The 26997-nt window shown below is 47.1% G+C and carries 26 protein-coding genes; 12 read left to right on the top strand and 14 right to left on the bottom strand.

The window, feature by feature from the left end:
* Nucleotides 1–26 precede the first annotated feature (26 nt).
* A complete protein-coding gene (locus AZH43_RS10115; RefSeq protein WP_067669294.1) occupies nucleotides 27–656 on the top strand; it encodes a ComF family protein in 630 nt (209 codons plus the stop codon).
* 20 nt (nucleotides 657–676) lie between these two features.
* On the opposite strand, the gene AZH43_RS10110 is transcribed toward AZH43_RS10115, so the two are convergent.
* Together AZH43_RS10110 and AZH43_RS10105 are read right to left on the bottom strand one after the other, a co-directional pair.
* Nucleotides 677–1093 carry an NUDIX hydrolase gene (locus tag AZH43_RS10110; RefSeq protein WP_067669386.1) on the bottom strand — a complete coding sequence of 139 codons (417 nt, stop codon included), beginning with the start codon at nucleotides 1091–1093 and terminating at the stop codon, nucleotides 677–679.
* Between the two features lie 11 nt (nucleotides 1094–1104).
* Nucleotides 1105–1704 carry an LOG family protein gene (locus tag AZH43_RS10105; protein WP_067669292.1) on the bottom strand — a complete coding sequence of 200 codons (600 nt, stop codon included), beginning with the start codon at nucleotides 1702–1704 and terminating at the stop codon, nucleotides 1105–1107.
* Between the two features lie 154 nt (nucleotides 1705–1858).
* Between AZH43_RS10105 and AZH43_RS10100 the strand changes: the two genes are divergently transcribed.
* Nucleotides 1859–2872 carry a CorA family divalent cation transporter gene (locus AZH43_RS10100; protein WP_067669290.1) on the top strand — a complete coding sequence of 338 codons (1014 nt, stop codon included), beginning with the start codon at nucleotides 1859–1861 and terminating at the stop codon, nucleotides 2870–2872.
* Nucleotides 2873–2991: 119 nt separating this feature from the next.
* Here the strand turns inward: AZH43_RS10100 and AZH43_RS10095 are convergent, their stop codons facing one another.
* The 8 genes from AZH43_RS10095 to dxs all read right to left on the bottom strand — a co-directional run bounded on the left by AZH43_RS10095 (nucleotide 2992) and on the right by dxs (nucleotide 12058).
* Complete coding sequence (locus tag AZH43_RS10095) at nucleotides 2992–3279, bottom strand: STAS domain-containing protein (protein WP_067669288.1); 288 nt, start codon at nucleotides 3277–3279, stop codon at nucleotides 2992–2994.
* Nucleotides 3280–3291: 12 nt separating this feature from the next.
* A complete protein-coding gene (locus AZH43_RS10090) occupies nucleotides 3292–3927 on the bottom strand; it encodes an MlaC/ttg2D family ABC transporter substrate-binding protein (RefSeq protein ID WP_067669286.1) in 636 nt (211 codons plus the stop codon).
* 18 nt (nucleotides 3928–3945) lie between these two features.
* Nucleotides 3946–4629: an outer membrane lipid asymmetry maintenance protein MlaD gene (gene mlaD / locus AZH43_RS10085; RefSeq protein WP_067669284.1), complete on the bottom strand. Its 684-nt coding sequence runs from the start codon at nucleotides 4627–4629 to the stop codon at nucleotides 3946–3948.
* On the bottom strand, nucleotides 4629–5408 hold the full coding sequence (mlaE, locus tag AZH43_RS10080; protein WP_067669282.1) for a lipid asymmetry maintenance ABC transporter permease subunit MlaE: 780 nt from the start codon (nucleotides 5406–5408) through the stop codon (nucleotides 4629–4631). Before mlaE ends, mlaD begins: the two co-directional genes overlap by 1 nt.
* Nucleotides 5409–6224, bottom strand: coding sequence for an ABC transporter ATP-binding protein (locus AZH43_RS10075; protein ID WP_067669280.1), 816 nt, complete (start codon nucleotides 6222–6224; stop codon nucleotides 5409–5411). It lies immediately after the preceding gene.
* Nucleotides 6225–6609: 385 nt separating this feature from the next.
* Entirely contained in the window at nucleotides 6610–8517 is a 1908-nt protein-coding gene (locus tag AZH43_RS10070) for a DEAD/DEAH box helicase (RefSeq protein ID WP_067669278.1), read from the bottom strand.
* A gap of 686 nt (nucleotides 8518–9203) precedes the next feature.
* The gene (locus AZH43_RS10065; protein ID WP_067669276.1) at nucleotides 9204–10034 is read right to left on the bottom strand and encodes an inositol monophosphatase family protein; all 831 of its coding nucleotides are present in this window, start codon (nucleotides 10032–10034) and stop codon (nucleotides 9204–9206) included.
* 116 nt (nucleotides 10035–10150) lie between these two features.
* Nucleotides 10151–12058, bottom strand: coding sequence for a 1-deoxy-D-xylulose-5-phosphate synthase (dxs, locus tag AZH43_RS10060; RefSeq protein ID WP_067669274.1), 1908 nt, complete (start codon nucleotides 12056–12058; stop codon nucleotides 10151–10153).
* A gap of 310 nt (nucleotides 12059–12368) precedes the next feature.
* Here dxs and ribA point away from each other — a divergent pair, with 310 nt between their 5' ends.
* Nucleotides 12369–12971, top strand: coding sequence for a GTP cyclohydrolase II (gene ribA / locus AZH43_RS10055; RefSeq protein WP_067669273.1), 603 nt, complete (start codon nucleotides 12369–12371; stop codon nucleotides 12969–12971).
* Between the two features lie 75 nt (nucleotides 12972–13046).
* Here ribA and hemN read toward each other — a convergent pair whose 3' ends face one another.
* The gene (gene hemN / locus AZH43_RS10050; protein ID WP_067669384.1) at nucleotides 13047–14417 is read right to left on the bottom strand and encodes an oxygen-independent coproporphyrinogen III oxidase; all 1371 of its coding nucleotides are present in this window, start codon (nucleotides 14415–14417) and stop codon (nucleotides 13047–13049) included.
* 227 nt (nucleotides 14418–14644) lie between these two features.
* Between hemN and hemF the strand changes: the two genes are divergently transcribed.
* The 3 genes from hemF (at nucleotide 14645) to aroE (ending at nucleotide 16999) form a co-directional block, all read left to right on the top strand.
* Nucleotides 14645–15586, top strand: a complete 942-nt coding sequence (gene hemF, locus AZH43_RS10045; protein ID WP_067669271.1) for an oxygen-dependent coproporphyrinogen oxidase — start codon at nucleotides 14645–14647, stop codon at nucleotides 15584–15586.
* Nucleotides 15587–15892: 306 nt separating this feature from the next.
* Nucleotides 15893–16099 carry a hypothetical protein gene (locus tag AZH43_RS10040; protein ID WP_067669269.1) on the top strand — a complete coding sequence of 69 codons (207 nt, stop codon included), beginning with the start codon at nucleotides 15893–15895 and terminating at the stop codon, nucleotides 16097–16099.
* A gap of 111 nt (nucleotides 16100–16210) precedes the next feature.
* Complete coding sequence (gene aroE, locus AZH43_RS10035; RefSeq protein ID WP_067669267.1) at nucleotides 16211–16999, top strand: shikimate dehydrogenase; 789 nt, start codon at nucleotides 16211–16213, stop codon at nucleotides 16997–16999.
* 116 nt (nucleotides 17000–17115) lie between these two features.
* On the opposite strand, the gene AZH43_RS10030 is transcribed toward aroE, so the two are convergent.
* A complete protein-coding gene (locus AZH43_RS10030; protein ID WP_067669266.1) occupies nucleotides 17116–19578 on the bottom strand; it encodes a hypothetical protein in 2463 nt (820 codons plus the stop codon).
* 228 nt (nucleotides 19579–19806) lie between these two features.
* Here AZH43_RS10030 and AZH43_RS10025 point away from each other — a divergent pair, with 228 nt between their 5' ends.
* The 3 genes from AZH43_RS10025 to AZH43_RS10015 all read left to right on the top strand — a co-directional run bounded on the left by AZH43_RS10025 (nucleotide 19807) and on the right by AZH43_RS10015 (nucleotide 23033).
* The gene (locus tag AZH43_RS10025; RefSeq protein WP_067669264.1) at nucleotides 19807–21630 is read left to right on the top strand and encodes an acyl-CoA dehydrogenase C-terminal domain-containing protein; all 1824 of its coding nucleotides are present in this window, start codon (nucleotides 19807–19809) and stop codon (nucleotides 21628–21630) included.
* 350 nt (nucleotides 21631–21980) lie between these two features.
* Nucleotides 21981–22298, top strand: coding sequence for a hypothetical protein (locus AZH43_RS10020; protein ID WP_067669262.1), 318 nt, complete (start codon nucleotides 21981–21983; stop codon nucleotides 22296–22298).
* Between the two features lie 321 nt (nucleotides 22299–22619).
* Complete coding sequence (locus tag AZH43_RS10015; protein ID WP_067669260.1) at nucleotides 22620–23033, top strand: hypothetical protein; 414 nt, start codon at nucleotides 22620–22622, stop codon at nucleotides 23031–23033.
* A gap of 63 nt (nucleotides 23034–23096) precedes the next feature.
* Here AZH43_RS10015 and hemW read toward each other — a convergent pair whose 3' ends face one another.
* Complete coding sequence (gene hemW, locus AZH43_RS10010) at nucleotides 23097–24251, bottom strand: radical SAM family heme chaperone HemW (protein WP_067669258.1); 1155 nt, start codon at nucleotides 24249–24251, stop codon at nucleotides 23097–23099.
* A gap of 126 nt (nucleotides 24252–24377) precedes the next feature.
* Between hemW and AZH43_RS10005 the strand changes: the two genes are divergently transcribed.
* From AZH43_RS10005 to AZH43_RS09995, 3 genes are all read left to right on the top strand, one after another.
* Nucleotides 24378–24836: a DMT family transporter gene (locus AZH43_RS10005; protein ID WP_067669256.1), complete on the top strand. Its 459-nt coding sequence runs from the start codon at nucleotides 24378–24380 to the stop codon at nucleotides 24834–24836.
* Nucleotides 24837–24934: 98 nt separating this feature from the next.
* The gene (locus AZH43_RS10000) at nucleotides 24935–26227 is read left to right on the top strand and encodes an MATE family efflux transporter (protein WP_171254455.1); all 1293 of its coding nucleotides are present in this window, start codon (nucleotides 24935–24937) and stop codon (nucleotides 26225–26227) included.
* A gap of 82 nt (nucleotides 26228–26309) precedes the next feature.
* Entirely contained in the window at nucleotides 26310–26738 is a 429-nt protein-coding gene (locus AZH43_RS09995) for a hypothetical protein (RefSeq protein ID WP_067669254.1), read from the top strand.
* Between the two features lie 20 nt (nucleotides 26739–26758).
* On the opposite strand, the gene AZH43_RS09990 is transcribed toward AZH43_RS09995, so the two are convergent.
* Nucleotides 26759–26971, bottom strand: coding sequence for a DUF1737 domain-containing protein (locus tag AZH43_RS09990; protein ID WP_067669252.1), 213 nt, complete (start codon nucleotides 26969–26971; stop codon nucleotides 26759–26761).
* Between the last annotated feature and the right edge of the window lie 26 nt (nucleotides 26972–26997).

Below are 26997 nucleotides of genomic sequence, written 5' to 3'. Positions count from 1 at the left end.
ATAAAAATCATAATAATGAGAAAAATATGCTTCAAGCGGCACATTTACTGCTTCAAAACAGCTTTCAGCTGCTCATGCCCTGTGTGCTGTGCGGTATCGATACGCAGCGCAAACACAGCTTATGTGAAGACTGCTGGAACAGCCTGCCATGGTTAAAGACTCCGGTCTTGCGTCAGGAAATGCAGATTTTAGCCGCCTGCCATTATGGCTATCCAATCGACCGCATCATTCAACAGTTTAAATATGAACAGCATTTGCATTACCAAGCAGCCTTAACAGGCTTACTGCGCAATCTGAAATATCCCAAAGTCCATGCGGTTGTCCCCATGCCCGTCTCTTTAGAAAAACTGACTGAACGGGGCTATAACCAATCGCTGCTGATTGCCAAAGGCTTAGCCAAGCACTTGAAAGTTCCCGTCTGGCAACCGGTCATGCGCCTGCAGCAGCATTCGCAAAAAGGACTGAGCCGCTTAGAACGGCTTGCAGACATTCAGCAGCAATTTGTCATCGATGGCAAGCCAAAAGTCCATTACCGTAAAGTGCTGATTGTAGATGATGTCGTGACAACCGGCAGCTCCATCCACGCCCTAAAGCAGTGTTTAGCGCAATTGGGCTGCCAGCAGATTCATGCCGTGTGCTTGGCTGCAGCGGAGTAGCGCATATTAACGCAGCGGTATTACGCCATTGATGTGAGATGTTTTTTACACCAAGGAATCACCACCTCTTTGGTCAGCGGCGCTAAAGACGTTTCTGCATCATCCAAATCGATCCATTTCAGTTCTGCAATTTCAGCATGAACCTCTGGCAGCTGATCTAAAGTGACATGGTAAACATAGCTCACTAGCAAATGATCCGGCTCATTGGCTGTTTTCGTTTCAAAACGCCCCAGATACTGCTGAACCTTCGCCGTACAGCCAATTTCTTCCTCAATTTCCCGTAAGATCGTTCGCTCCGGCAATTCATTCGGTTCGATCTTTCCGCCCACCTGCATAAAGCAGGCAGTATTTTTCTTGCGCACCAGCAGCAGCTGGTGCCGCTCGTTCAGCACAATTCCAGCTGCCACGGTAATGACTTTTTTATCTGCCTTATTCATTTTGACTGCGTTCACCCATGCTTAACTAATGCTTGCTGATCGGCCGCCATTCCCCATTTAGGCTGCGGCGGCACATATGATTCAAACTGAGACAAAATATCGTCAATATTGTCCGATGCAATTAAGCCGCTGCTGAAACGCTGATGGGTAAAGCCCTTATCGGCAGTCATCTGAATAAATTTAAGCAAATCATCATAAAAGCCATCCACATTCAAAAATGCGCAAGGTTTTTGATGAATTCCCAGCTGCGCCCACGTCCATTGCTCAAAGATTTCTTCCAGCGTACCTGCACCGCCAGGAATCGCAATAAATCCATCGGACAATTCAGACATTTGCGTTTTGCGCTGATGCATATTTTCAACCACGTGCAAAGCCGTCAAGCCAGGGTGCGCCAGCTCACGGTCTACCAGCTGCTTCGGAATCACGCCAATCACCTCACCGCCGGCCTGTAAAGCGCTGTCAGCCACCATGCCCATCAAGCCTGAACGGCCGCCGCCATACACCAAAGCAATCTGCTGCTTTGCCAAGGTCTGGCCCACCAATTGAGCAGTCTTTAAATAGACCGGATCTGAACCCAATGCCGAACCGCAAAAAATTGCTATAGATTTCATGATGTATCACCGTGTTATTAATCTGTCATGCTGCTAAAATAAACTTCATTGAGTTTTTTTAATAAAATAACCATTCGAGCAGTGTATTTCTTGAAATCCTTGTCTAAAATACACGCATTCATTTACACGTACTGCGCAAGGGAGAAAAGACGGCATGCTTGAAGCCTTTTACGCCACAGAGCGCGGTAGTTTGGAAGACGCCACCATTAATGGCGACTTTGACTTACATCCTGATTTAGTTTGGCTGGATCTGATTGCTCCCTCTCAAGAAGAACAGCAATGGATTCTGGATGCTTACGATCAAAACATGCCAACCCTGAAATCATTGGAAGACATTTCATCCTCAGCGCGATTTTACCGCGATGATGATGGAATTTTACATATCAGCACGTATTTTTTAACGAAAAATAAAAACTTTCAAGTTGACGGTGAAACAGAAGAAAATTCCAGCATTTTAGCCACGGTTCAAACAGTTGCTTTTATTCTGCATAAAGAGCGCTTATTCACCCTGCGCGGTGAAAAGCTGGTCGCATTCCGGGCATTCCGCGCACGCGCGCGCCGCAATGATTATGAAATTGACTACAAAGATCCGACCTGGATTTTACTGGGCCTGCTGGAAGCCAAGCTGGATGAGCTTGCGGATATCTTGGAAGATATCCACAAGGACTTGGAAAAGTATTCCACAGAAGTACTGAATAACCGTCATCGTGAAATGATTTTAGATCTGGATGACATGATTACGCGCTTAGCGCAGCTGGAAGACATGCTGGGAAAAGCCCAGCTCTGTCTGATCGACTTGCGCCGTGTACTGACCTTCCTGTCGCGTCCGCGCGCTTTAGGCAGCCATATTTACGATGCCGACATCCGAGAGCTCAGTGAAGATGTGCGCTCACTGGTCGAACATGACGCTTTCCTATTCCAAAAAGTGCGCTTCCTGCTGGACACCACCTCTGGATTTATTAACACCGAACAGAATGATACGATCCGCCGATTCTCCATCTTGCCCAGCATGCTGGCGCCGCCTATGCTGATTGCCAGCATCTACGGCATGAACACGGACGTATTGCCCTTTGCGCATGGCACCACCAGTTTCGTCATTGTCAGCTTTATTTTAATTGCGTTCTTGGTTGGACCAATGATTTATTTCCGCTGGAAAAAATGGATTTGAGCAAGCTTTGAAGCATTGCTTCAAAGCGAAGCGCAAGAAACGCTCCAGATTTAATGAATGCCTAATTGCAATCAATAAAAAAGCACCCGAAGGTGCTTTTTTTTACAGGCAATGATTTATTAGATCAGCTGCAAATCATCTTCTAAATGACAGGCCTGAATAATATTCATCATTTTTGCAGGAACACTCTTGAACTGCAGCCCCTGCGCATTCGGTGTCTGGCGCAGCCAGCGCACCAGTACAGCCAAAGCCAATGTACTGCCCTGCTCGAGCTGTGAAAGATTCACCACAATCGGATACTGCGGGTTCGCCTGAATGACTTTCAAGCCATTTTGGTAATATTGCTCAGCATTGCTGTAGTCAATTTTTCCAGCAACCTGCATTTCCTGCTGATCGAATTTAATCATATGCCGCCTGTCTTATTTTTTCTTATCAACCGCTGCTTCAGCATCCGGTTTAAAGTTTGCGATTGCCTTATCAATATTGCCGCCGTTGCGTTTTACAGTCGCCGCAAATTGGTTGCGGAATTGCAGGCCCAGATCAATGCCTGAAACATTGATATTGCGGATTTTCCACTGTGAGCCCTTATCCGCCAACTGGAAAGACACCGGAATCTTTTCGCCGTTATTATTGAAATCAATCGTCACTACAGGGTTTTTACTGCCAGTGTCTTTATACGGGCGCATGCTGTAAGTCTGATTGCTGAACTTAGCAAAAGCGCTGCCGTAATTTTCAATTAAAGTTTCACGGAAGTTCTTTTCGAACTGCGCGCGCTGAGCCGCTGAACTGTATTGATTCGTCGCATAGGTACCCATCACAATACGGGTAAACGCCTGCGAATCGATATAAGGGTCAAGGTTTTGACGCACAATCACTTTAACCGCAGCAGGATTGCTTTGCAGTTTGCCGTGATCTGCTTTCAGGCGTGAAATTAAGCCATCCGCTACTTTTTTAACAAATGCAGGCGGCGCTTCAGACGGTGCAGCAAAAGCAGTTCCCGCAATCATAGTTGAAAGAATGCTTGCTGTAAGCGTCTGTTTAAATAAAGTATTCACGCAATATCTCCTCAAAAATTATTCAACGAATGCAGGCTCTGCATCTGCCGCTTGTGCAGATGTTTTGTCTGAAGGTTCTGACGCACTGCCTGTATCTTCTGACGATTTACCAGCACCGCCAGTTACGAATTTAGTCACTAAATCTTCAATTTCCATCGTACCTTGCGTATTGGCAATACGGTCACCGCGCTTGAGGTAATTCAAGCCGCCGCCCGGTATGATTTTTAAATATTTCTCACCCAGCAAACCGTTGGTCGCAACCATAATGTAAGCATCTTCATCAATATTAGTGATGGATTTCATGTTGTCAGTTAGCTGCTTTTCCATTGTTTTTTGTTGCGCTGGGTCTGCGGCAGTATAGTCGGAGCTGTAGCGCAGCTCTTCCAAAGCATCTTTTTGCACTTGCTTTAACTGCTCTGGATTAAACGTGGTCAGGCTGCCGTCTAAAGACATATGCACTGTAGCCAAACGGGTCACTGGGTCTAAAGTGACGGCATCAACCTGACCGATTTTAACACCGCTCATTGCTACTTTTGCGCGCGGCTTAATGCCGTTGACATTTTCAAAGACTGCCGTCATTTCATACGGGTCTTTCATGGTGCTGCCCACCAAGCCGCTGACACGCATAGCCAAGAAAAATAATGCGATACCAAATAAAATAACAAATACACCGACGGCCAGTTCACTTGCACGTGATTTCATTAAACACCTCCAAACATGACCGCAGTCAACACAAAATCAAAACCTAGAACACACAGCGACGAGTACACTACAGTACGGGTCGTGGACGTTGCAATTCCTTCAGAAGTCGGCTCACAGGCATAGCCTTGATATACCGCAATCCCTGTGCAAATAAATGCAAAAACAAAACTTTTAACTATGGTGCCGTTAAAGACATCTTTATAAAACTGCACGGCATTTTCCATACCGCTCCAGTAAGAACCTTCATCTGCGCCAAGAAAATCGACGCCAACCATTTTACCGCCCATAATGCCGACAGCGGCGAATATCACTGACAGCATCGGCAGGCTGAAAATACCTGCCCATAAACGCGGTGAAATCACGCGCTTCAATGGGTCAACCCCGATCATTTCCATACTGGACAGCTGCTCAGTCGCTTTCATCAAGCCAATTTCAGCCGTTAACGCAGAGCCTGCCCGCCCAGCGAACAGCAGTGCCGCCACAACAGGCGCAAGCTCACGCAGCAAGGTTAATGAGACCGCCGCGCCCAGCATCGCTTCACTGCCAAAAGTGACTAAAATACTGTACATCTGCAGGCCCAATACAGCGCCAATAAATAAGCCCGAGACCACAATAATCAGCAGCGACATCACGCCGACACGGTACATTTGATAAATGAACAGCTGAACGCCCAGCCAAGTCGGCAAGGAAAATAAAACTTGCAGCAGCAGCAGTGAGGCTGTACCAATGCCGCGGACACGCTCAATGACGCGTCTACCCAATGAGGCAATAGCATTCATTTAGCGCACCTCATGACTTAAATACGGTTGATGGCTGAACTGATAATCTACAGGGCCTTCGACCGAACCCGTTAAAAACTGCTGTACAAACGGCGATGCATGCGCTTTTAACTGTTCCGGCGAACCTTCACCCTGCACTTTTCCTTCAGCCACCACATAAATGTAATCAGCGATGGAAAGCGTTTCTGCAACATCATGCGAGACAATAATCGTCGTCAGATCAAGAGCTTCACGCAAAGAACGGATGAGACGGGTCAGTACCCCCATCACAATCGGGTCCTGCCCTGCAAAAGGCTCATCATACATGATCAGTTCCGGATCCAGCGCAATGGCGCGCGCCAAAGCCACACGGCGGTTCATGCCGCCCGACAGCTCTGAAGGCATCAATTGCTCTGTGCCGCGCAGCCCGACAGATTCGAGTTTCAGCGCCACCATTTCAGCAATTAAATGCTCTGGCAGCTTGGTATGCGCGCGGATTGGAAAAGCCACATTTTCGTAAACCGACATATCGGTGAACAAGGCCCCGCTTTGAAACAGCATGCCCATTTTTGCACGCGCAGCGAAAAGCTCTTGGCGGGTCATCTGACCAATGTGCTTTCCATCCAGCAAAACTTCGCCCTGATCCGGCGTTAATTGTCCGCCAATCAATCGAAGAAGAGTGGTTTTACCGGTCCCAGAAGGCCCCATAATTCCCGTGATTTGCCCACGGCGAATATTTAAACTGACATTGTCATAAATGACGCGGTCGCCCCGCTTAAAGCTCAAGTTTTTCACTTCAATCAGTGACTGAGCTTGCAGAGATGCTTGATTATTCATAGCTGAGCGTTTTCCTGCATTTTTTCAGCATGCATACTATAAAGGATTAGAGCTCAAAATGTTACCATTCCATGTAATCAGTTTTTACCGGAATGCGGCAGTCTTGTGGTTATTCTTACTGCGCCTTTGAATTATTGCGCATCAATGCAGGTCAATTGAAATAGTTGTACACATAATAAAGGATATTGCACAAAAGTAATATCAGCCCAAAGAACGGCAAAATGATAGGCGATACTGTCTTTTTCAACTCAATAGATTCACTATCCATAATCATCAAAAAATATTAAAAATATGAACCAGTATACATTTTATTCAATAAAACGTGCAATAAAAAAAAGCCAATGTTTCCATTGGCTTTTTTCACTTGATCACTAAAATCTAAATTTTAGTCATTAAATTTACGGCGCGGGCGATCTTCATTGAACTCGCGCTTTGGACGATCTTCGCCAAAAGTACGTTTTGGACGGTCATCAAAAGAACGCTGCGGACGGTCACCGAAGCCGCCTTCACGGCGCGGCGCTGGACGGTCGCCAAAATCACGTTTTGGACGGTCACCGAAACCGCCTTCACGGCGCGGCGCTGGACGGTCGCCAAAATCACGTTTTGGACGGTCACCGAAACCACCTTCACGAGCTGGTTTGTAGTCTACACGGTTGCCGCGGTTGTCATCATTCGAACGCGGACGGTCACCAAAACCGCCTTCACGGCGCGGTGCTGAACGGTCGCCAAAATCACGTTTTGGACGGTCGTCAAAAGAACGCTGCGGACGGTCACCGAAACCGCCTTCACGGCGCGGTGCTGGACGGTCGCCAAAATCACGTTTTGGACGGTCATCAAAAGAACGCTGCGGACGATCACCGAAACCGCCTTCACGGCGCGGACGATCAGAGTTGAATTCGCGACGTGGACGATCTTCACCACCAAATGATGGGCGATCACCGCGAGGCTTGTCATCATAGCTGCGACGCGGACGATCATCACCGCCTTCACGGCGCTTGAAGTTGCTTTCGCCTTCAAAACGACGACCGCCACCGAAACCGCCACGACCGCCATCACGGCCGCCACGGCCACGACCGCCGCCATCACGGCCACGACCGCCGCCATCACGGCTGCCGCGTGCAGGAGGTGGAGATGGCTCAAGGCCTTCAATTTCAGATACTTCTAAACGAGCATCCAAGTAATCTTCTAACGCACGGATTTTACCGCGTTCACGGTAAGTCGCTAGTGTAATCGCTTTACCAGTACGGCCAGCACGGCCAGTACGGCCAATACGGTGTACGTAGTCTTCGTTCTTCATTGGAAGGCCGAAGTTAATTACGTGAGAGATTGTCGGTACGTCAAGACCACGTGCCGCTACGTCTGTAGCAACAAGGATTTTTGCACGGCCTTCACGAATGCTGCGTAAACGACGGTTACGTACAGTTTGCGGCATAGCACCATGAAGCGCTACAACTGAAAGACCAGCTTCTGCAAGCTCTTCAGCCAGCATGTCAGTGTCTTCTTGAGTTGACGCAAATACAACTGCTTGATCTACATCTTCAGCACTTAACCAATGCGTAAGCAATTTTTTCTTATGCTCGAAGCCATCAGTCCAATGCAAAGTTTGGGTAATGTCTGTGTTTGTAGAGTGACCCGTTTCAATTGCAATACGAACTGGATCATTCATCATGCGTTCAGCAAGATTAATAATACGCGGCGCAAAAGTTGCAGAGAACATTAAAGTTTGCTTGCGGTTTGCAGCCAAATCACTGATTGCTTCCAAGTCTTCAGAGAAGCCAAGGTCAAGCATGCGGTCAGCTTCATCGACGATTAAAGCATCAACTTTATCAAGCTTAATTTGACGGCGGTTAACAAGGTCAAGCAAACGGCCTGGAGTTGCAACAACAACTTGCGCGCCTTTTAATTGCTGGATTTGCTTACCGAAAGGCATGCCGCCCATGATTGCAGCAACACGTACGCCTTTCATGTGGCGAACAAATGCGATTGCATCTTGGCAAACTTGCTGTGCAAGTTCACGTGTCGGTGAAATAACCAAAATGTTCGGTTGAGTCACAGCTTTCATGCGTTCTTTAAATGGAACTGCAGATTCTTCACCCGCTAAAGCATTTAACGTAGGAAGTAAGAAAGCAGCAGTTTTACCAGAACCGGTCTGGCTTGATACAAGAAGGTCTTTCCCTTCCATAGCAGCAGGAATTGACTGTTCTTGTACAGGAGTAGGTGTAGTAAAACCAAGAGTCTCAAGTGCTTGTTGTAGAGACTGGTCTAAAGAAAAATCAGCAAAAGTTTTGCTCATAGAGATATTCACCCTAATGTGGGTGCTCCATTAAATATATGGTCTGATGGACATCGGCAAAAAGCGGCACAGCAATAAACGCTGAAAATATATAGAATCAGCGGCGATCCGAGAACGACGATGCGTATAACGCACACATGATTACAGCCGCAACCTGAAGGAATCGCTTAAGCGATTGGGTGGGGCGCGAAATAATGTCCTCTCTTTGGACCGGACGCGCATACACAATATAGAAGAGAATGTTCAGGTAATGAACGAAATTTAGTGCGTGGCCGGATTATAGCAGAATATTTTTAAAAGTCATCTATTTTAGTTGGAATGACACAATATTTTCTAAAATACCTCATTTATATAGCTTTCAGCAGGATTTTTTTGACCGCTTAGGAAATATTACCGCATCATTTCTTGGATCTGCAAAATTCAGGCCTGCATTTCCATAACCTTTTTTCAGCCGTGAAGCGATCGGTTCCGGAGCGGTATACCTAAAATCAAGTTCACATCTCAGCGCATTCATCTGCAGAAGTGAGCAGCCCATTAATTCAGCCCATCCATTTAAAATAGTGGGCAAATTTTATCTACAGGGTACGAACGGATTAGGCGACATACTTCAGGCTCATAAGGCACCCATAAAAAAAAACCCTCATCAATGAGGGTTTTTAAAAACTTAAACAGTATAAGGCAGAGGCTTATTTAGCCGCTTCGCCCCATGCAGGAACAACAGCCTGCATCAATGGCTTCAGCATTTTCATAGAACATGCAATCACTTGGCCATTGTCCATAGAGTCTGAACCGCCGCGTGCGTCAACCACTGTGCCGCCCGCTTCTTTCACAATCAGTTCGCCTGCTGCGATATCCCAAGGCTTTAAGCCAAGTTCAAAGTAACCGTCTAGACGGCCCGCTGCCACATAGGCCAAATCCAAAGCTGCAGAACCTGAACGGCGGTATTGAGCGCCTGCTTCAGTCACATTCAGCAATGAATCAAAATGATTTTTGGCATAAGACACCACTTCGCCGTTACGCACTTTACGGAAGGCATGGCCTACACCCATAAAGGTATTTTCCAGGCTGTCTTTCACGTTTACACGAATACGGCGCTGATTCAGCATCGCACCGCGGCCGCGGCTGGCAGAGAATAGCTCATCTTTTACAGGGTCATAAATGACGCCGTGCTGAGTTACACCTTTATGCTGAACTGCGATAGATACACAGAAATGAGGAAAACCATTGATAAAGTTCAGTGTGCCGTCAAGCGGATCGATCACCCAGCACCAATCTGCATCGTGACCTTTGCCTTCTTGAAAACCAAACTCTTCGCCAAGGAAGCTGTGGTTTTTATAGCTTTTACGGAGCGTATCGATTGTCAGCTGCTCGATGTAGCGGTCTACACGAGTAACAGGACCATCAATACCTTTCTCTTCGACTTGCAGATCGAGTTTATGACGATTTTGATGCGCTTTTAAAATCTCTTGACCAACTAATTGAGCCGCACGCGCAGCCATCACCACCATAGGTTCCATTGAACACCCACTACAAATTTGAAGATACTGATAAAGAATAATGCATAAAAGCCCGATGATTTTAGCAAATATTCGGGCTTTTAGGGGAAAAATGTTTCTAATTTTTGATAAAGGCGCTAAGGCGCAACCTGCATGACTTTCTGCCAGGCCTGTTCAATGGACTTTTCAATGCCTTGCGCATCCAGTCCGGCCTGATGCAGCATTTGGCCATGCGTCGCCTGATGCAGGAAGCTGTCATCCAAGCCTAAATTCAGCATCGGCTTTACAATGCTGGCTTTGGCCAGATACTCATTGACAGCACTGCCTGCCCCGCCCATCACAGCATGCTCTTCAACCGTCACAAACAGTAAAGTGCTGTCCGCAATCGCATCAATCAGCTGCTCATCCAGCGGCTTGACATAGCGCATGTTCACTACACGCACAGCAATATCATGCTGCGCAGCAAATGCCTGCGCGGCTTCCAGAGCCGGCTGCACACGGCTGCCAAAAGCTAAAATTGAAATAAAATCGTCATGCTGCTCATTCAGCACAGCAATAATTTCAGCCTTGCCGATTTCCATGGCAGTCAGCTGGCTTTGAATCTCGACACCCAAGCCATTGCCCCGCGGATAACGCACAGCGGCAGGGCCATTATACAAATAGGCGGTATGCAGCATCTGACGGCATTCGTTTTCATCTTTAGGCGCCATAATGACCATATTCGGCACAGTGCGCATATAGGCGTAATCATAAGCGCCTGCATGCGTCGGGCCGTCTTCGCCAACCAAACCTGCACGGTCTATGCCAAAAGTGACATCTAAATTTTGCAGCGCCACATCATGCACCAGCTGGTCGTAGCCGCGCTGCAGGAAGGTCGAATAAATCGCAACGACCGGCTTTAAGCCTTCACAGGCCATGCCGGCGGCTAAAGTCACTGCATGCTGTTCTGCGATGGCAACATCAAAGAACCGTTCAGGATACTGCTGGGCAAATTTCACCATGCCTGAACCTTCACACATCGCTGGAGTAATCGCCAACAGGCGGTCATCCTGCGCGGCTTCATCGCACAGCCAGTTTCCAAATACATCGGAATACTTAGGCGCAGTGTTTACTGCGGCTGGCGCATTGATTTTGCTGATGGCATGAAACTTAATCTGGTCGGCTTCCGCAGCTGCAAAGCCCTTGCCTTTTTTAGTGTAGATATGAATTAAACGCGGGCCTGAACGCTTCTTCAACGCCTCAAACACCTGCGCCAGCTGATTCACATCATGCCCGTCAAATGGGCCGAAATAGTCAAAACCGACCGCCTTAAACAAATTATCGGCGGCATCTGTTGCTGAGCTGTGCAGGCGCGAATTATAAGTCCATTCAGGATGGGGCTGCACAAAGGCATCGCCATTTTCTGAAATACTGACCGATTCACCGCGTTCCCACAATGCGGCCAAATGCTTTGCAAAGCCGCCTGTGCTGCATGAAATCGACATATCGTTATCATTCAGCACCACAATCAGGTCAGCATTGTGCGCGACGGCATCATTCATCGCTTCAAAAGCCATGCCTGCGGTCATTGCGCCGTCACCGACAATGGCAACAACATCGCACGGAACTTTTTGATAGCGGCGCGCCAGCGACATGCCAAGACCTGCGGAAATAGCCGTCGATGAATGACCCACACCAAAAGTATCAAACTCAGACTCATCCCGCGCAGGGAAAGCGGCCAAGCCATCTTTCGAACGGATAGTCACCAGCTGCTCACGGCGCCCCGTCAGGGCTTTATGCGGATAAGCCTGATGGCCCACATCCCAGATCAGACGGTCATGCGGCGTGTTAAAACAATAGTGCAGCGCAACGGTCAGCTCAATCACGCCAAGGTTTGCGCCAAAGTGTCCGCCGCTTTGTCCGGCTGCATACAAAATAAATTGACGCAGTTCATCCGCCACCTGCTCAAGCTGGCTGCGCTTGAGCAAACGAAGCTGCTGCGGATGATCAATCGTATCCAGCAGCGGTGTATTTGGACGGTGAGACGGTATTTCTGTATACAGCATAATATGGCAAAGCCTTCTAAAGCCTGGCAAATTCTAAGCTAGGTCAAATGGATATCCGATCATATCGTCGGATTGTATCACCTGCAATCAGCCATATTTCTAGCGTTGCAATTTTGAACAGCACTCAAAAAATCGGGTGTTTGTTGAATGATGGAGATTATCCTGAATAATCTTACTATTTATCAACTATTATCGTTCGCTTTATACAAAAAAGAAAATGTTCTGCATAAATTCATAGTAGCAATTCTACCAATGTCCAAGCATTACGCTATACTTTAGCCAATTTTTAAACGAAAAAACGGGTTTGACTGTGCCTATAGAATTTGTCGCAACATCGAGATTACCTACTGCATTTGGTGAATTTAAAATTACGGTATTTCAAGATCCTCAAACCGGCGAAGAACATGTGGCACTCTCTAAAGGACTGGAAACGCCTCCAGAGGGGCCAGTGCTGGTGCGCATTCACTCAGAATGCCTGACAGGCGATGCCTTTGCCTCGTTAAAATGCGATTGCGGACCGCAGCTGCAGGCCACGCAGAAACTGATCAATGAAGCCGGCCAAGGGGTGATTTTGTATTTGCGCCAGGAAGGCCGCGGCATTGGCTTGACCAACAAAATCCGCGCCTATGCGCTGCAGGATCAGGGACACGATACGGTAGACGCCAATTTAATGCTGAATTTGCCGGCAGATGCGCGCCGCTACGATATGTGCAACATCATGCTGGATCATTTGCAAATTAAAGAAGTGCTTTTAATTACCAATAACCCTCTGAAAATTAAAGCGCTGACTGATTTGGGCATTCAGGTGGTTGACCGTGTGCCGCTGACAGTCGGCTTAAATCCATTCAATGAACAGTATTTAAAAACCAAGCATGAGCGCATGTCGCACATGTACGATAAAGATGATTTTTAAATAACCTCCCCTAACCCCTCTTTTAAAAAAGAGGGGAAAATTAAGCCTCCCTTTTTAAGGGGAGGTTTGAAGGGATTATATCGTCATCGAAAAAATCCGGTTTTCCGGCATTTTGCGTTTTAAGTGCAAATCAAACGCCATGCAGATGTTCCGGACAAAAGGTTTGCCCTGCTCCGTCACCTGCAGGGTATCTGCGCTGATTTCCAGCAAGCCATCCTGCTGCATTTCGGTCAGCTGCTCCAGCACTTGCGGCAATTCTGGGAAATGGCTTGCTGGTTCATTCCAAGAAGTTTCAAAACCGCACATCAAATTTAAAATGTGCTTGCGGATAATCAAGTCTTCATTCGATAAAATATGCCCGCGGTAGACTGGAATTTCATCCAGCGCTAAACGCGCATAATAATCTTCCAGCTGCTTTTCATTTTGCGCAAAGCTGTACCAGCTGTCACTGATAGAAGACACACCTAAACCAATCATCACTTGAGTTTTAGAGGCGGTATAGCCCATAAAATTGCGGTGCAGCGCGCCTTGCTGAAAGGCCTGATGCATCGCATCGGACGGCAGCGCAAAATGATCCATGCCAATTTCATGATAGCCATGCGCCAGCAAGTGCTTTTTGCCTTCTTCATAGCATTGACGCTTCATGTCATCTTTGGGCACATCCGCATCCTTAAAGCCGCGCTGGCCATTGCCTTTAATCCACGGCACATGCGCATAGCTGTAAAAAGCCAGCCGGTCCGGCATCAAGCGCTTGGTCTGATCAATGGTCTGCAGCACATCGTCCAAGCTCTGAAACGGCAAGCCAAATACCAAATCGTGAGAGATAGAGGTATAGCCAATCTCCCGCGCCCACTGCGTTACGCGCTCTACATTTTCATAGGGCTGAATGCGGTGAATAGCCTTTTGCACCCGTTCATTGTAGTCCTGCACGCCATAGCTGACACGGCGGAAACCCAAGTCATACAATGCCTGCAGATGCTCCCGCGTGGTGTTATTCGGATGCCCCTCAAAACTGAATTCATGCTGCGGCGCAACTTCCGCCTTGGATAAAATGCCTTGAATCAGCTGGGTCAAATGTTCCGGTGAAAAAAAGGTCGGTGTACCGCCGCCCAAATGAATTTCTTTAATGACCGGAGTATCTTCAAGCAATTGACAATACAGTAACCATTCTTTGAGCACCGCCTGAATATAAGGCTGTTCCATCTCATGTTTTTTAGTGACTTTTTTATGGCAGCCGCAAAAAGTGCAGAGGCTTTCACAAAACGGCAAATGAATGTACAGGCTGATGCCTTCACTGCGGTTGGATTCATCAAATGAGCGCTTCAGCGTCTGCTTCCACGCCTCTAATGAAAATGACGGCTCATCCCAGTACGGCACAGTCGGATAACTGGTATAGCGCGGTCCCGGCACATTGTACTTTTGAATGAGTGATTTAACCTGCTGCATGCGCACTGCCCTGCCTGAATAAAAAGATTCAACTGGCATCTATTCTGCGGAGCTTCATTTTTGAATTCAACCTAGGCTTTTGGTCGGGATAATTCCATGAATGCCCAGACATCCTGAAAGCTCAGTTCAAGCACCCAATCATAACCATCGGGAAAAATCCCTTAAGTTTTTACTGAATCTGTGCTTTGATTAGAACAGTTTTTGATTTTTCCTTTTTGAAGGTTCAGATGCAGCACCCGACTTCAGCTGATATTCAGCGCGTTCACGATTTTCTCACCGATTTGCAGGCCCGCATTTGCGCAGCGCTGGAGCAGCAGGAACGTGCCGGCGGCGGCACAGCCGAATTCATTATTGATGACTGGGAGCGCCCAGAAGGCGGCGGCGGACGTTCACGCGTGCTGCAGAACGGCACCGTGATTGAAAAAGGCGGGGTGATGTTTTCGCACATCAATATTTCAAAACTGCCGGCATCCGCCACTGAACGCCACCCCAATATCGCCGGCGCCAAAGCGCAAGCCATGGGGGTTTCACTGGTGATTCACCCAAAAAATCCCAATGTGCCGACCTCACATGCCAATGTGCGCCTGTTTGTGGCCGAAAAAGAAGGCCAAGACTCGATCTGGTGGTTCGGCGGCGGTTTTGACCTGACGCCGTTTTACCCGAATGATGAAGATGTCCTGTCTTGGCACCAAACAGCACATGATCTTTGCGCGCCGTTTGGCGATGAAGTGTATGCCGAACACAAAAAATGGTGTGATGACTATTTTTATTTAAAGCACCGCGATGAACAGCGCGGCGTGGGCGGTTTGTTTTTTGATGATCTCAATCAGTGGGATTTTGAAACCTGCTTTAAATATATGCAGGCGGTCGGCAATGGCTATTTAGAAGCAATCCTTCCCATATTCCAGCGCAATCAGAATAAGCCATACACTGAAGCGCAGCGCGATTTTCAGCTGTACCGCCGCGGCCGCTATGTCGAATATAATCTGGTTTATGACCGGGGCACATTATTCGGCCTGCAGACAGGCGGGCGGATTGAGTCGATCTTAGTCAGCATGCCGCCGCTGGCAGGCTGGTCCTACCGGCCAGAATGGGATGAGCATTCTGCAGAAAAAGAATTGACTGATTACTATCTAAAACCGCAGAACTGGCTCGGCAAGCTGAAATAAACATATGCTGTTGCAGCCCTTAAAAGCAAAAAACCTCCATTTCTGGAGGTTTTTTCTCTGCAGCATCCATACACATGTTTACATCGGCAGCCAGCCATTCACATCTTTTACACCGGCGCTGCAAAGATTAACCCGTCAACACAAATTTCTGACTGGAAGCCCTGCTAATTTTTCAACAAATTCACCCTTTATTTTTTGGCTCGTGTAGTATCAGCATAGACATAGAAATGACATGCAGATTCTATCTATTTATTCATCTTAATCTGCAGGCTTAGATTTCCTCTCGATTGAATGAGGCAAAACAAAATGAATACCCATAAAATCAGCCCGACCGCTCTGCTGTTCTGGAGTTTTCTGGCTGTTATGCTAGGATCCATCAGTATCGCTGTTTTCTCTGGAAGCTCATTCCATGATAACTTTGCCTTCAGCATGATGGCGCTTGCACTGACAGGCATCCTGATCAGCGCGGCTTTTCTGATGGTGGATGCCGTATTGGCGGTGTGCAATCCATAGCGCCCGTACTTAAATCCTCCATCAAATCTTGCCGAAATTTTACAATAGCGCTTTAGAGCGTCCAAAATTTGCCGTATATTGATGCACATTTCTCCACACGGACCTTGTGCGATGAGCAAGCAATTTGCCGTTATTGGCAACCCGATTGAACAGTCCCGCTCTCCAGAACTGCACCATGCCTTTGCTGAAAAAACCGGCCTTGAGCTGCACTACAGCAAACGCTTAGCGCCTCTTGACGGTTTTGACGCCAGCATGCATGAATTCTTTGCACAAGGCGGCGCCGGCATGAATGTAACCGTGCCATTCAAAGAACAGGCGTTTGCCGCCTGCGCTGTATTGAGCGAACGCGCAAAAATCGCCAAAGCCGTGAATACCCTATGGATGCAGGATGGCCAGCTGCACGGTGACAATACCGATGGCCAAGGGCTGGTCGAAGCCATTCAGGCGCTGGACTGGATTTTGCATAACGCGTCCATTCTGATTATCGGCGCCGGCGGCGCAACACGCGGCGTGATTTATCCGCTGGCTCAAGCCGGTGTTAAAAAAATTGTAATCGCCAATCGAACTCTTGCCCGCGCAGAACAGCTGATTGCTGACTTAAAAGAGGCTGTGCCTGAAACAGACTTATCTGCCCTCAGCTTAGAAGCGCTGCAAGGCAATTTCGATATTGTGATTAATGCAACCTCTGCCAGCTTAAGCGGCGATGCGCTGATTTTGCCGGAAGCGCTGCAGTTCAAGCAGGCCTATGAAATGGCGTACGGCAAGCCCTCCAGCTTTTTAGACCAAGCCAAAGCGCGCGGTGTACCGACCTCTGAAGGATTTGGCATGCTGGTCGGTCAAGCCATTGAGTCTTTCCGCATTTGGAATGGCATCAAGCCAGAATTGAAAGATTTTCTATAGAACCATAAAAGCGCGATAAAAAAGAACCTCCACTGAGGTTCTTTTTTTAAATACTGCTGTTTAATTAGGGTATTAAGTTGAACAGCCTCGAAAGCTAAGCCATCAAAAAGATGACTTTACTGGGAAAAATGCGTGATGACATCCCGATACGCGATTCGGTAAATATCCTCATCAAATAAATCTGCATCGTCTTCATGCAGATTTTGAATGGAATGCTCCGACAGTTTATTGTTCAAATCATCTGCAAATGCCTGCGCTACGGTTTTTGCAGTTTTCGGCAACTGCTGTTTTTGCTCATCATTAAGTGAATATTCATCGGCAAAAACTTCTGCATAATAGGCCGCGAAGACCGCCTGCCTAGTCTTATGCTGCTTGATCCGCTGTGTCCATGCCTGCTGCGCTTGATATTCTTTCACCGCATCATTCACTATTCTATTTACCGAATAGCCCAGATCATCAAAGCTGTCACGGCTCTTCAACTGGTGCTTTTCTGTCAGCCTATTCAAGCGGGCCAAAGCCGCGCCTTTGGGCTTCGGCAAGTCCGCATTAAAGTGATAAGCAGAGACTTCAGCAATTTCATTCAGTTCTGCTGACGTATAGTGCTGGCTTAAATCAGACTGCTTCATGACCGCATACAGTCCGAATACCGCTTGATAGGCTTTCACCCATGAATTGGTTTTTTTATAGCTATCCCGCGCAATTTGATTCAAATACTCATCAGCCGTTTTAGGTGCAGGAGCCTCTGCAGTTTCAGCGGCCGCACTTGCAGCATCAGCGCTTAATGGCGCCAAAATGCCTTTCGAAAAACGCTCCAGCAATGACCCCTTGGTAATTTCTTCAATGGATTTAGCATTTTTCAGCACATTGCGGTCAATGGCTTTGGCTTGGCCATAATTGGAAATCTGGTTGGTGCTGCTGAAACGGAATTCACCATATTTTGTGTCCTGTTTCACAACCGCATAATCTACAGACTGCAAACGCCCGGCCGCATCCAAACCCACATCCATCGTTAACGGAACAGAATCTGAGCGTTCAGCTTTCAGCGCCTGCTGAATCTCGGCCTGATGCTTCTGCCACAGCGGCTTAAAGCTTTGAGCATCAGTGAATTGAGCAGATTGATAGGCTGTAAAAATAGGCGTCAATTGTTCAAAAGCAGACTGCTTATATGCTGCAGGTTCAGCCGCGCGGTCACGCGCTTCTGCAGAAGCCGGCTTAAATACGTCTACCCCGAACCGGTCACGGCATTGTGTAAAGTACCCTGCCGGAACTTTGGATGCATTGATTAAAGCTGCACAGGCTTCTACGGACAAAGCTGATGAGTCTTCTGCATTAGTCTCTATTTCAGCTTCAGCGCTGCCATAAGCATCGCATTCATCAGCCGCAGCGCAAGCGGCCTCTGCTGCAGCGCCTTGATCAGCATCCTCTGCATAGCCTGACGCGGCTTCATCGGCATCGGCCACAGTGATTTCTTCAGCCGCATAAGCCTCGGGCTGATGTTCATTATGGTGATACATCATTTCATGCACTTTGCTGCGCACCAAATCTCCGACACGCTCTGCGGATTGATACGACTTTACATCCAGCTGCTCGACTGCTGAATCTGCAATTGCTGCCTGATCTGCAGATATACCGGCAGGCGCGCTGGCCTCCTGTGCAGACGCAGCTTGAACAACCGCCTGCGCATCAGAAAGATTTTTCTGGCCTTTTACCTGTTCTGTGTAATACGGTTCATTCACCAATTCAAAAAGGCTTAGCTGCAGGGCCAGATCTTCAAGCGTACCCTGATAGCGTATTTTGCTGTTCAGCCCTTGCTGTTTTTCCGCTGTGGTTAACGTGACTGCGCTCAGCTGATTCGGCGCGGCTAAAACAAAAGGCACAGCATTCATCTGCTTCAAATAAGCCGCTAATTTTTTAAAATCGACTTGATTGAAATTATCTTTATATTTAGACAAATCGACATAAGCGTAAGAAGCCTGACTATCACGGTTCACCATAAAAGGCATAAATGCGAAATAATTGGTGTACAGCTTGAAGTCATTGAAATCAACAATCACCGGCAGCTGCGCCTGTACTTGAAGTGTCGGCTTCAAATATTTCAAATTAAAATTCAGCGCCGCCATTTTTTGACGGTAATGCACTGAACCGTCATAACTGAACTGCAGATCATTCAGTAAATTGATCATGGTCTCCGCCGCGCCTGCACGCTCACGCCCGCCACCCAGAAAGCCATAAGGATCCTGTTCTTTGGCAATGGCATCATACAGCTGATTTTTCTCTTTCGCGCTCAGCTGTATACTGTTGGCTTTGAGGGCCAGATCAATCTGTTTTTTCTGCTCCATGCTCAAGCCCGAAGCATCGGGCGCTTTAGAGGGCTTTTCTGCCGCTGTTTGCTGATTCAGCGGCACCTGTACGGAAAATTGACCTTTGACATCATAGCTAGAAGTTTCCAGCATGGCATTGATGCCCTGCGCTGCGCGCTCGCCCAGGCCTTCACTGGCTAGAGTGGACTTTATGACATGCTGTGTGCAGGCGCTTAGGCTGAGACCCAATAAGCAGAAAGTTAAATATTTTAAACGCATAAATTGTTTTAATACCCAGTTTATTTATACTTTAATTATAGAAAGTGACCAAAAGGTCAACACCGACTGTAACAGATCTGGATGAAAACTGAATTTGCTTTAACTGCCAAATTCGCATTTCTGACATTTTGTTCAGTCGCTGATATCAATGCAATTTTACCATTATTGTGAATAATCAAATCATCGATTCAGATAATCCAAAACTATTTCTAAATTAGGATTAACACTATGCCTGCTTATAAAGCCCCTTTACACGACATCCGCTTTTTGATGAATGAAGTGCTTGATTACCCAGCACACTATAAAACACTGTCAAACGGCGAAGCGGCGGATGCAGATACCGTAGACATGATTCTTGAAGGCGCCGCTGATTTTTGCGAAAACATTCTGTCCCCGCTGAATCAATCCGGCGATGCAGAAGGCTGCCATTTTGAAAACGGTGAAGTAAAAACGCCAAAAGGCTTTAAAGAAGCCTATGACCAATTCGTGCAAGGCGGCTGGCAAGGCCTGTCTTTTCCTGAAGAGTTCGGCGGCCAGAACCTGCCACAGTCTTTAAATCTGATCAAATCAGAAATGATGGGTACCGCCAACTGGTCATTCCAAATGTATCCTGGCCTCAGTGTCGGCTGCATCAACACCATCATGCAGTTCGGTACAGACGAACAGAAAAATGCATATTTGCCGCATCTGGTTGCCGGCACATGGTCAGGTACAATGTGCCTGACAGAGCCTCAATGCGGTACCGATTTGGGCCAAGTCAAGTCTAAAGCAGAGCCGTTAGCTGATGGCTCCTATGCAATTTCCGGGACAAAAATCTTCATCTCGGCAGGCGAGCATGACCTGACTGAAAATATTGTGCACATTGTCCTTGCGCGCCTTCCGGATGCGCCAGCAGGCACGAAAGGCATTTCCCTGTTCATTGTGCCTAAATTCAATGTCAATGCAGACGGCTCTCTCGGTGAGCGCAACCCTGTAACTTGCGGTTCGATTGAACACAAAATGGGCATCCGCGCTTCAGCGACTGCTGTGCTGAACTTTGACAATGCGGTGGGCTATTTGATTGGTGAGCCGAACAAAGGCCTGCACGCAATGTTCACATTTATGAACACTGCCCGTATCGGTACGGCTATTCAAGGGATCGCGCATGCGGAGCTGGCATTCCAAGGCGCTTTGCCGTATGCCAAAGACCGCATGTCGATGCGTGCCCTGTCCGGTAAAAAAGATCCAGATAAAGTGGCGGACGCGATCATTCACCATGCCGATGTGCGCCGTATGCTGTTAACGCAAAAAGCCATTGCTGAAGGCGGCCGTTCAATGATTTATTACGCGGCTCAGCTGGCGGATAAAATGGCGGATGCTTTAGGACGCGGCGATACGGCTGCATTTGAAGCGCATGACGATCATTTAGGTTTTTATACCCCTATTCTGAAAGGCTTCTTGACTGAATTAGGCTATGAAGCTGCCAACCACGGCATGCAAGTCTACGGCGGCCATGGCTATATTAAAGAATGGGGCATGGAACAGATTGTCCGTGACTCGCGCATCTCTACGCTGTATGAAGGCACAACCGGGGTGCAAGCGCTGGACTTGATCGGCCGTAAAGTGCTGTTAACGTCTAAAGGCAAAGTGATCCGCGACTACACTGCAGAAATCTTAAAATTCTGCGGTCAGCATGCACGCAACAAATACATGCGCCGCTTCGCATGGGACTTGACTAAACTGTGCGCACAATGGAACGCATTAACTGTCCGCATTATGCTGGCTGCGCGTAAAGACCGCGACATCGTTTCTTCAGCCTCAACAGATTTCCTGATGTTCTCCGGTTACGTGATGATGGCGTACTTCTGGGCGCAGCAGGCAGCTGTAGCGTCCGCTAAGTTAGCGTCTGGCGAAGGTCAGGAAACACCTGAATTCTATAAAGCAAAAATTAAAGTGGCGGATTTCTACTTTGAACGCCTGTTGCCGCGCACTCAAGGCCATGCAGAGTCTATGGTGAATCCGTCTAAAACCATGACATCTTTGGCTGCTGAACATTTCAGCTTTGACTATTGATGCCTCAAGCTCAGCACCTTTAATGCTGACATAAAAATCATTTAAATTTTCAAAAAGAGCGCTTCTGCGCTCTTTTTCTGCCTTTACTCTAGAGTTTTTCTATTCAAATTTTCTTCATTTGATAAAAGCAATGTAAAAAAATGTAGAATTTAAGAAGCTATTCTGGCTTTTAATTCAGCAATTCCGTCTTAAAATCTAAATACACTTTTAAATAATTCATAATATTCAAAGCTTTATTTTTAAAAAAGCAAAAGCTTCCTAAATTACACAACTCCTCCCCGTCTCTCCACGGATTCTTCACATCTCCGTCCTAAGATGCAGTTATTAAATAAATTAACGAGGAATGCCCCATGAAAAAAATGATTGCAATGCTGATGGTTGGCGCTTTGGCTGCAACAGGCACCATGTCTGCCATGGCTGCGCCTGCAGATCATAAAAAACCTGTACCAGCGGCTCATCATATGGACAAAAAACCATTGCCGCCGAAAGCAGCGGCGCATGCGCCAAATCATAAAGCGCCTGTTAATCATTTTGCAAAAAATGACCATAAAGCGCCAATGAAACATGATGTGAAACATCCGCAAAAAAATATTCACAAAGCGCCCGTCAAACATGATGTGAAGCATCCGGCCGGCCCAGATCATAAACTGCCGCAGCATCAACGTTAAAAGATAAACGGACCGCTTCGGCGGTCTTTTTATATTTAAAATTTTTCTTTTTTTGAGAAATGACATTGCTTTGCCTCCGAGTGGAAGCATTTTTCAGCCGGTGAAGCTGCGAATACTTATTTGCTTATTTTAAAATCTGAAAAGAATGCGGGTCGCTTGATGCTATCTTCTGAATTAGATGCCTGATGCATTTCTGCCGCTGCGGCTTTAGCTGCCTTTAAAGAGTATAGATTTATCCAGACCGCTCAATATATAAACTTTCACAACGGCGGAAAGAGCATAAATATTTATAATGAGGCATTGTTTCAATCAGTCTAGATTGTGAAAAAATTAATTATCACGTTCATTTCCGCAATAACGTCTCTACCTGTATTGGCATATACTCAATCGGAATTCGAAACGCGCTTTAATACTTTGAATTTTAAAGATACTGAATATGTAGATGAATTTTTCGCTTCAGTGGATCGGTTTCCCGCAACATCCAATGAAGAAGAAAAGATCCAGCTCTATGCCAGAAGCATCTATCTGAATTGCAAAATTTATCTTAATACGTCAGCAATTCAGGATTTAATCGAAAAATATCCTCAATATTATAAAAAACAATTTGATGCCCAAAGCCGAACAAAACATCAAACTGGAATTCAAAGCAGATTGAATTTCAACAGCATGTATTTTCAGCTTTTGCAAAAACCGGCATCATCTTGCACTGAGACATTTGGCATTTATTCAGATTAAAATGATGGGTGCAGTGATCCTGCGCTTTCAATCACTGCTTTAATTAATCAATTCGTTAGTCAGTTAAAGGAACTCTTCCAGCACCGAATTTAAAAAGATATGCCCCTGCGCTGTACATGACAGCACATTTGCATCGGCCTCCATCAATTGACGCTCACGCAATGACTTTAACAGCGGATCTAAAGTTTCTAAACTTTGCCCAGTCCTTTCTGCATACAGTTTTGCCTCTACACCGTTATTTAAGCGCAATGCATTCATCATAAATTCAAACGGCATCTCATCCAGCCCAATACGGCGATACTGCACATGTTCTGCAGGAACTTTGGCTAAATAATCTTTTGGCAAACGGGTCTTTTGGTAGCGGTACACACCGTCAGGCTGAGTCACTTTGCCATGCGCGCCGGCGCCGATGGCCAAATAGTCGCCAAACTGCCAATAATTTAAATTATGCGCGGACGGTTTTTCCTTGCGCCATGCAGACACTTCGTAATTGATAAAGCCTTGCGCTTTTAAATACACCTCACCCTGCTCCTGAATATCTTCCAGCACTTCATCTGCCGGCAAAACCGGCTGAGTGCGGAAAAACACCGTATTCGGCTCAATCGTCAGCTGATACCAAGACACATGCGTCGCGCCATTTTCCACCGCCAGTTTTAAATCCAGCAGCGCCTGCGCTAAGGTCTGCTCCGGCAAGCCGTGCATGAGATCGACATTAATACGCTCAAAACCAGCCTCTTTGGCCAAACCGATTGCTGATATTGCGTCGTCATTGCTGTGAATACGGCCTAATTTTTTCAGGTGTTCGGTATTAAAGCTTTGCACGCCAATAGACAGGCGGTTGATGCCCGCAGCCAGATAGCCGGCAAAAGGATCATGTTCTACAGTACCCGGATTGGCTTCCAAAGTAATTTCGCAGCCGGCTTCAAATGGAATCAGCACTCTGAGCTGGGCAAACAGCCATTGATACCCTTTGGCTGAAATTAAAGATGGCGTGCCTCCGCCAATAAATACGCTGTGGATCTCACGGCCTTGGGCAAAGCCTACTTGGGTTTTAAAGTCTTCAACCAGCGCCTGCAAATATTCCTGCTCTAAATCTAAAGACAGTTTTCCATCCGGCACAGCATGCGAATTAAAGTCACAATACGGGCATTTACGCACGCACCACGGCATATGAATGTACAAAGACAAGGGAACCAGTGCAGGATTTAATTCAGACAAGGACAGCGCTCAAAAGGACAATTCAGATATGGGCGCATTTTAACATGAGTCCATCAACACGCTTACCTATTCTGCAGCCCAATCCGTTAAACTGAATAAAATTAAATAAAAATCAGGGGCCATAGAATGAAAATAACTTCCCAGCTGCTGATGCTGCTGCCGCTTGCCATGGGCATCGGCATTGCCATGACCATTCAAACGGCAATCAACAGCCAATTGCGGGAATATCTATATTCGCCGCTGCAAGCTGCCCTTTTGTCCTTTTTGATTGGTACAATAGCGCTCGCTGTTCTGGTGTTTTTTCAATCGGCCGAAAAACCCAGTGTAGGCGCCTTAACGCAAATTCCCTGGTTTTTATGGCTGGGCGGATTTCTCGGCGTCTATGCGATCAGTGCCAGTATTTATACTGCACCGAAGCTGGGTTTTTTAACGCTGTCCGGACTGATTATTTTTGGACAGATTGTCATGTCAATGATTGTCGATCAATATGGCTGGCTCGGCACTGAAAAAACGCCGATAAACTGGCAGCGCCTTTTAGGTAGCGTGGTGATTTTTACGGGTGTGCTTCTCACTTTACAGCGCTAAACCATCGTCCTAAGCACATGATGAAATGAGTGATTTTTGTGTCGAATGCAGCATCTGCAACAACCAACCGCTATGAAATAAAAAAACTGCTTCACTTGATGCTCCCTATTTTAGTGACTCAGTTTGCGCAAGCCGGCTTTGGACTGATTGATACCATTATGGCAGGGCATTTATCTGCAAACGACTTAGCTGCCATTGCGGTCGGTGTCGGACTGTGGATTCCTGTCATGCTGCTGTTCAGCGGCATTATGATTGCAACTACACCGCTGGTGGCGGAAGCCAATGGCGCGCGTACCCCGGAAAAAATCGCCATTATTGCGCGCCAGTCCTTATGGGTTGCGCTGATTTTGGGAATTATTGCCTGTTTAATTTTGCAAATTGCGCCATTTTTACTGCCCATCCTCGGCGTGCCTGAAGCGCTGCTGCCTAAAGCCAGCCTGTTCCTGCATGCCATCGGCTTAGGCATGCCTGCTGTAACCATGTACGCAGCCTTACGCGGCTATTCAGAAGCCTTGGGATTCCCCCGACCAGTCACTGCTATCAGCCTGATTGCGCTGCTGGTGCTGATTCCGCTGAATTTTATTTTTATGTACGGCCTTGGGCCAATTCCAGAATTAGGTTCTGCAGGCTGCGGTTTCGCCACAGCGATTCTGCAATGGCTGATGTTCTTTGCTTTAGCGGCCTATGTGTTTAAGGGCAAAGCCTATCAGTCGACTCAGCCCTTGACGGTGTATGAACCTATCGACAGCTATTGGGTCAAGCGGATTTTAAAACTGGGGCTGCCTATAGGCTTAGCGATTTTTTTTGAAGTCAGTATTTTCAGCACCGCGGCGATTATTCTCAGCCCGCTGGGGGAGATTACCGTAGCGGCGCATCAAGTGGCCATTTCAATTACATCGCAGCTGTTTATGATTCCCATGTCACTGGCGATTGCATTGACCATTCGCGTAGGCACCTATTATGGTGAACAGAACTGGCTGGCCATGCGCAAAGTGCAAGTTTTGGGATTAATTACTGCAACTGTACTGGCGCTGGCCACCATGAGCTTGCTGTGGCTGCTGCGCTATGAGATTGTCTCGCTGTATACCAGTGACTATGACGTCGCAGTTGTTGCTGTCTATCTCGTGCTGTTCGCTATCGCTTATCAGTTGATGGATGCATGGCAAGTCAGCGCTGCGGGCTGCCTGCGCGGCATGCAGGACACCAAAGGGCCAATGTGGATTACCATGATCGCCTATTGGATCATTGCCTTCCCTGTCGGCATTTATTTGGCGCGCTTTACAGAAATGGGCGCAGCGGGTGTCTGGATTGGCCTGATCGTCGGGCTGACTGTCGCCTGTGTGCTGCTGCTGACACGGCTGTTTATGAACAACCGGCGAATCGCTCAATAGCCTTCTTTTCAATTTTTCAATTCATCCAGTCAGTTTGACCTTTGCACTGGATGAGTCCAACAATCAAAAAAGGATCAACGGCATGTTTAGCAAAATCTTTCAGAAAACTGCTCTTTGCGCGGCGCTGCTCATTCCATTTTGTACGCAAGCGCTTGAAGAAATCCAGCACGATGCTTTTCCTGAGTATTCGGCACCCATTAAAGCCCAATCTCAAAAAGATTTTGATTATTTAAATAAGCACCTTGGGCTGGCTTATCGCTTTTATAACGATCAGCAAGCAGATTCATTTACCGCACGGATGAAATTAAGCTGCCAGCAATCCGGCATGGCCTATACCTATCAAGACTTTGTGCTAGCCAATAAACAATATACGTCTGCAGATGATTTGGATTTTTCGGCCAGCGATACCTTGCTTCGCATCAATGCCAGCCAGCATGGCAATCAATGTTCAAAATATTTAAATCCGAACGATGAGCTTGAACACAGTTCGGTGCCGAAAAATCAAATTTAAAAATGAAAGCCGGACCAATCTTAACTGAGCGCGGCAAGGGCATTTTTTAAGCCCTGCGGCAGCTCTGATTCATCTGAGGCATCTTTGGTAATGACCTGCCCGACAATTACGTCCGTGCCATTAAATGTCATGGTCGGTGAACCATACAGCTCATAACCTTCATTTAAGGCTTTGGTGACCCGGGCGCAAAAATTCACATCGTCTTTGCCTGTCAAATATTTATAAATTTTCATGCATTATTCTGCTGGATATTTCACTT

Origin of the sequence: Acinetobacter pragensis (genome assembly GCF_001605895.1) — a bacterium.
In the GTDB taxonomy this organism is placed as follows: Bacteria; Pseudomonadota; Gammaproteobacteria; order Pseudomonadales; family Moraxellaceae; genus Acinetobacter; species Acinetobacter pragensis.
The sequence above is the reverse complement of the archived record's forward strand: the minus strand, read 5'-3'. Positions and strand labels throughout refer to the sequence as shown.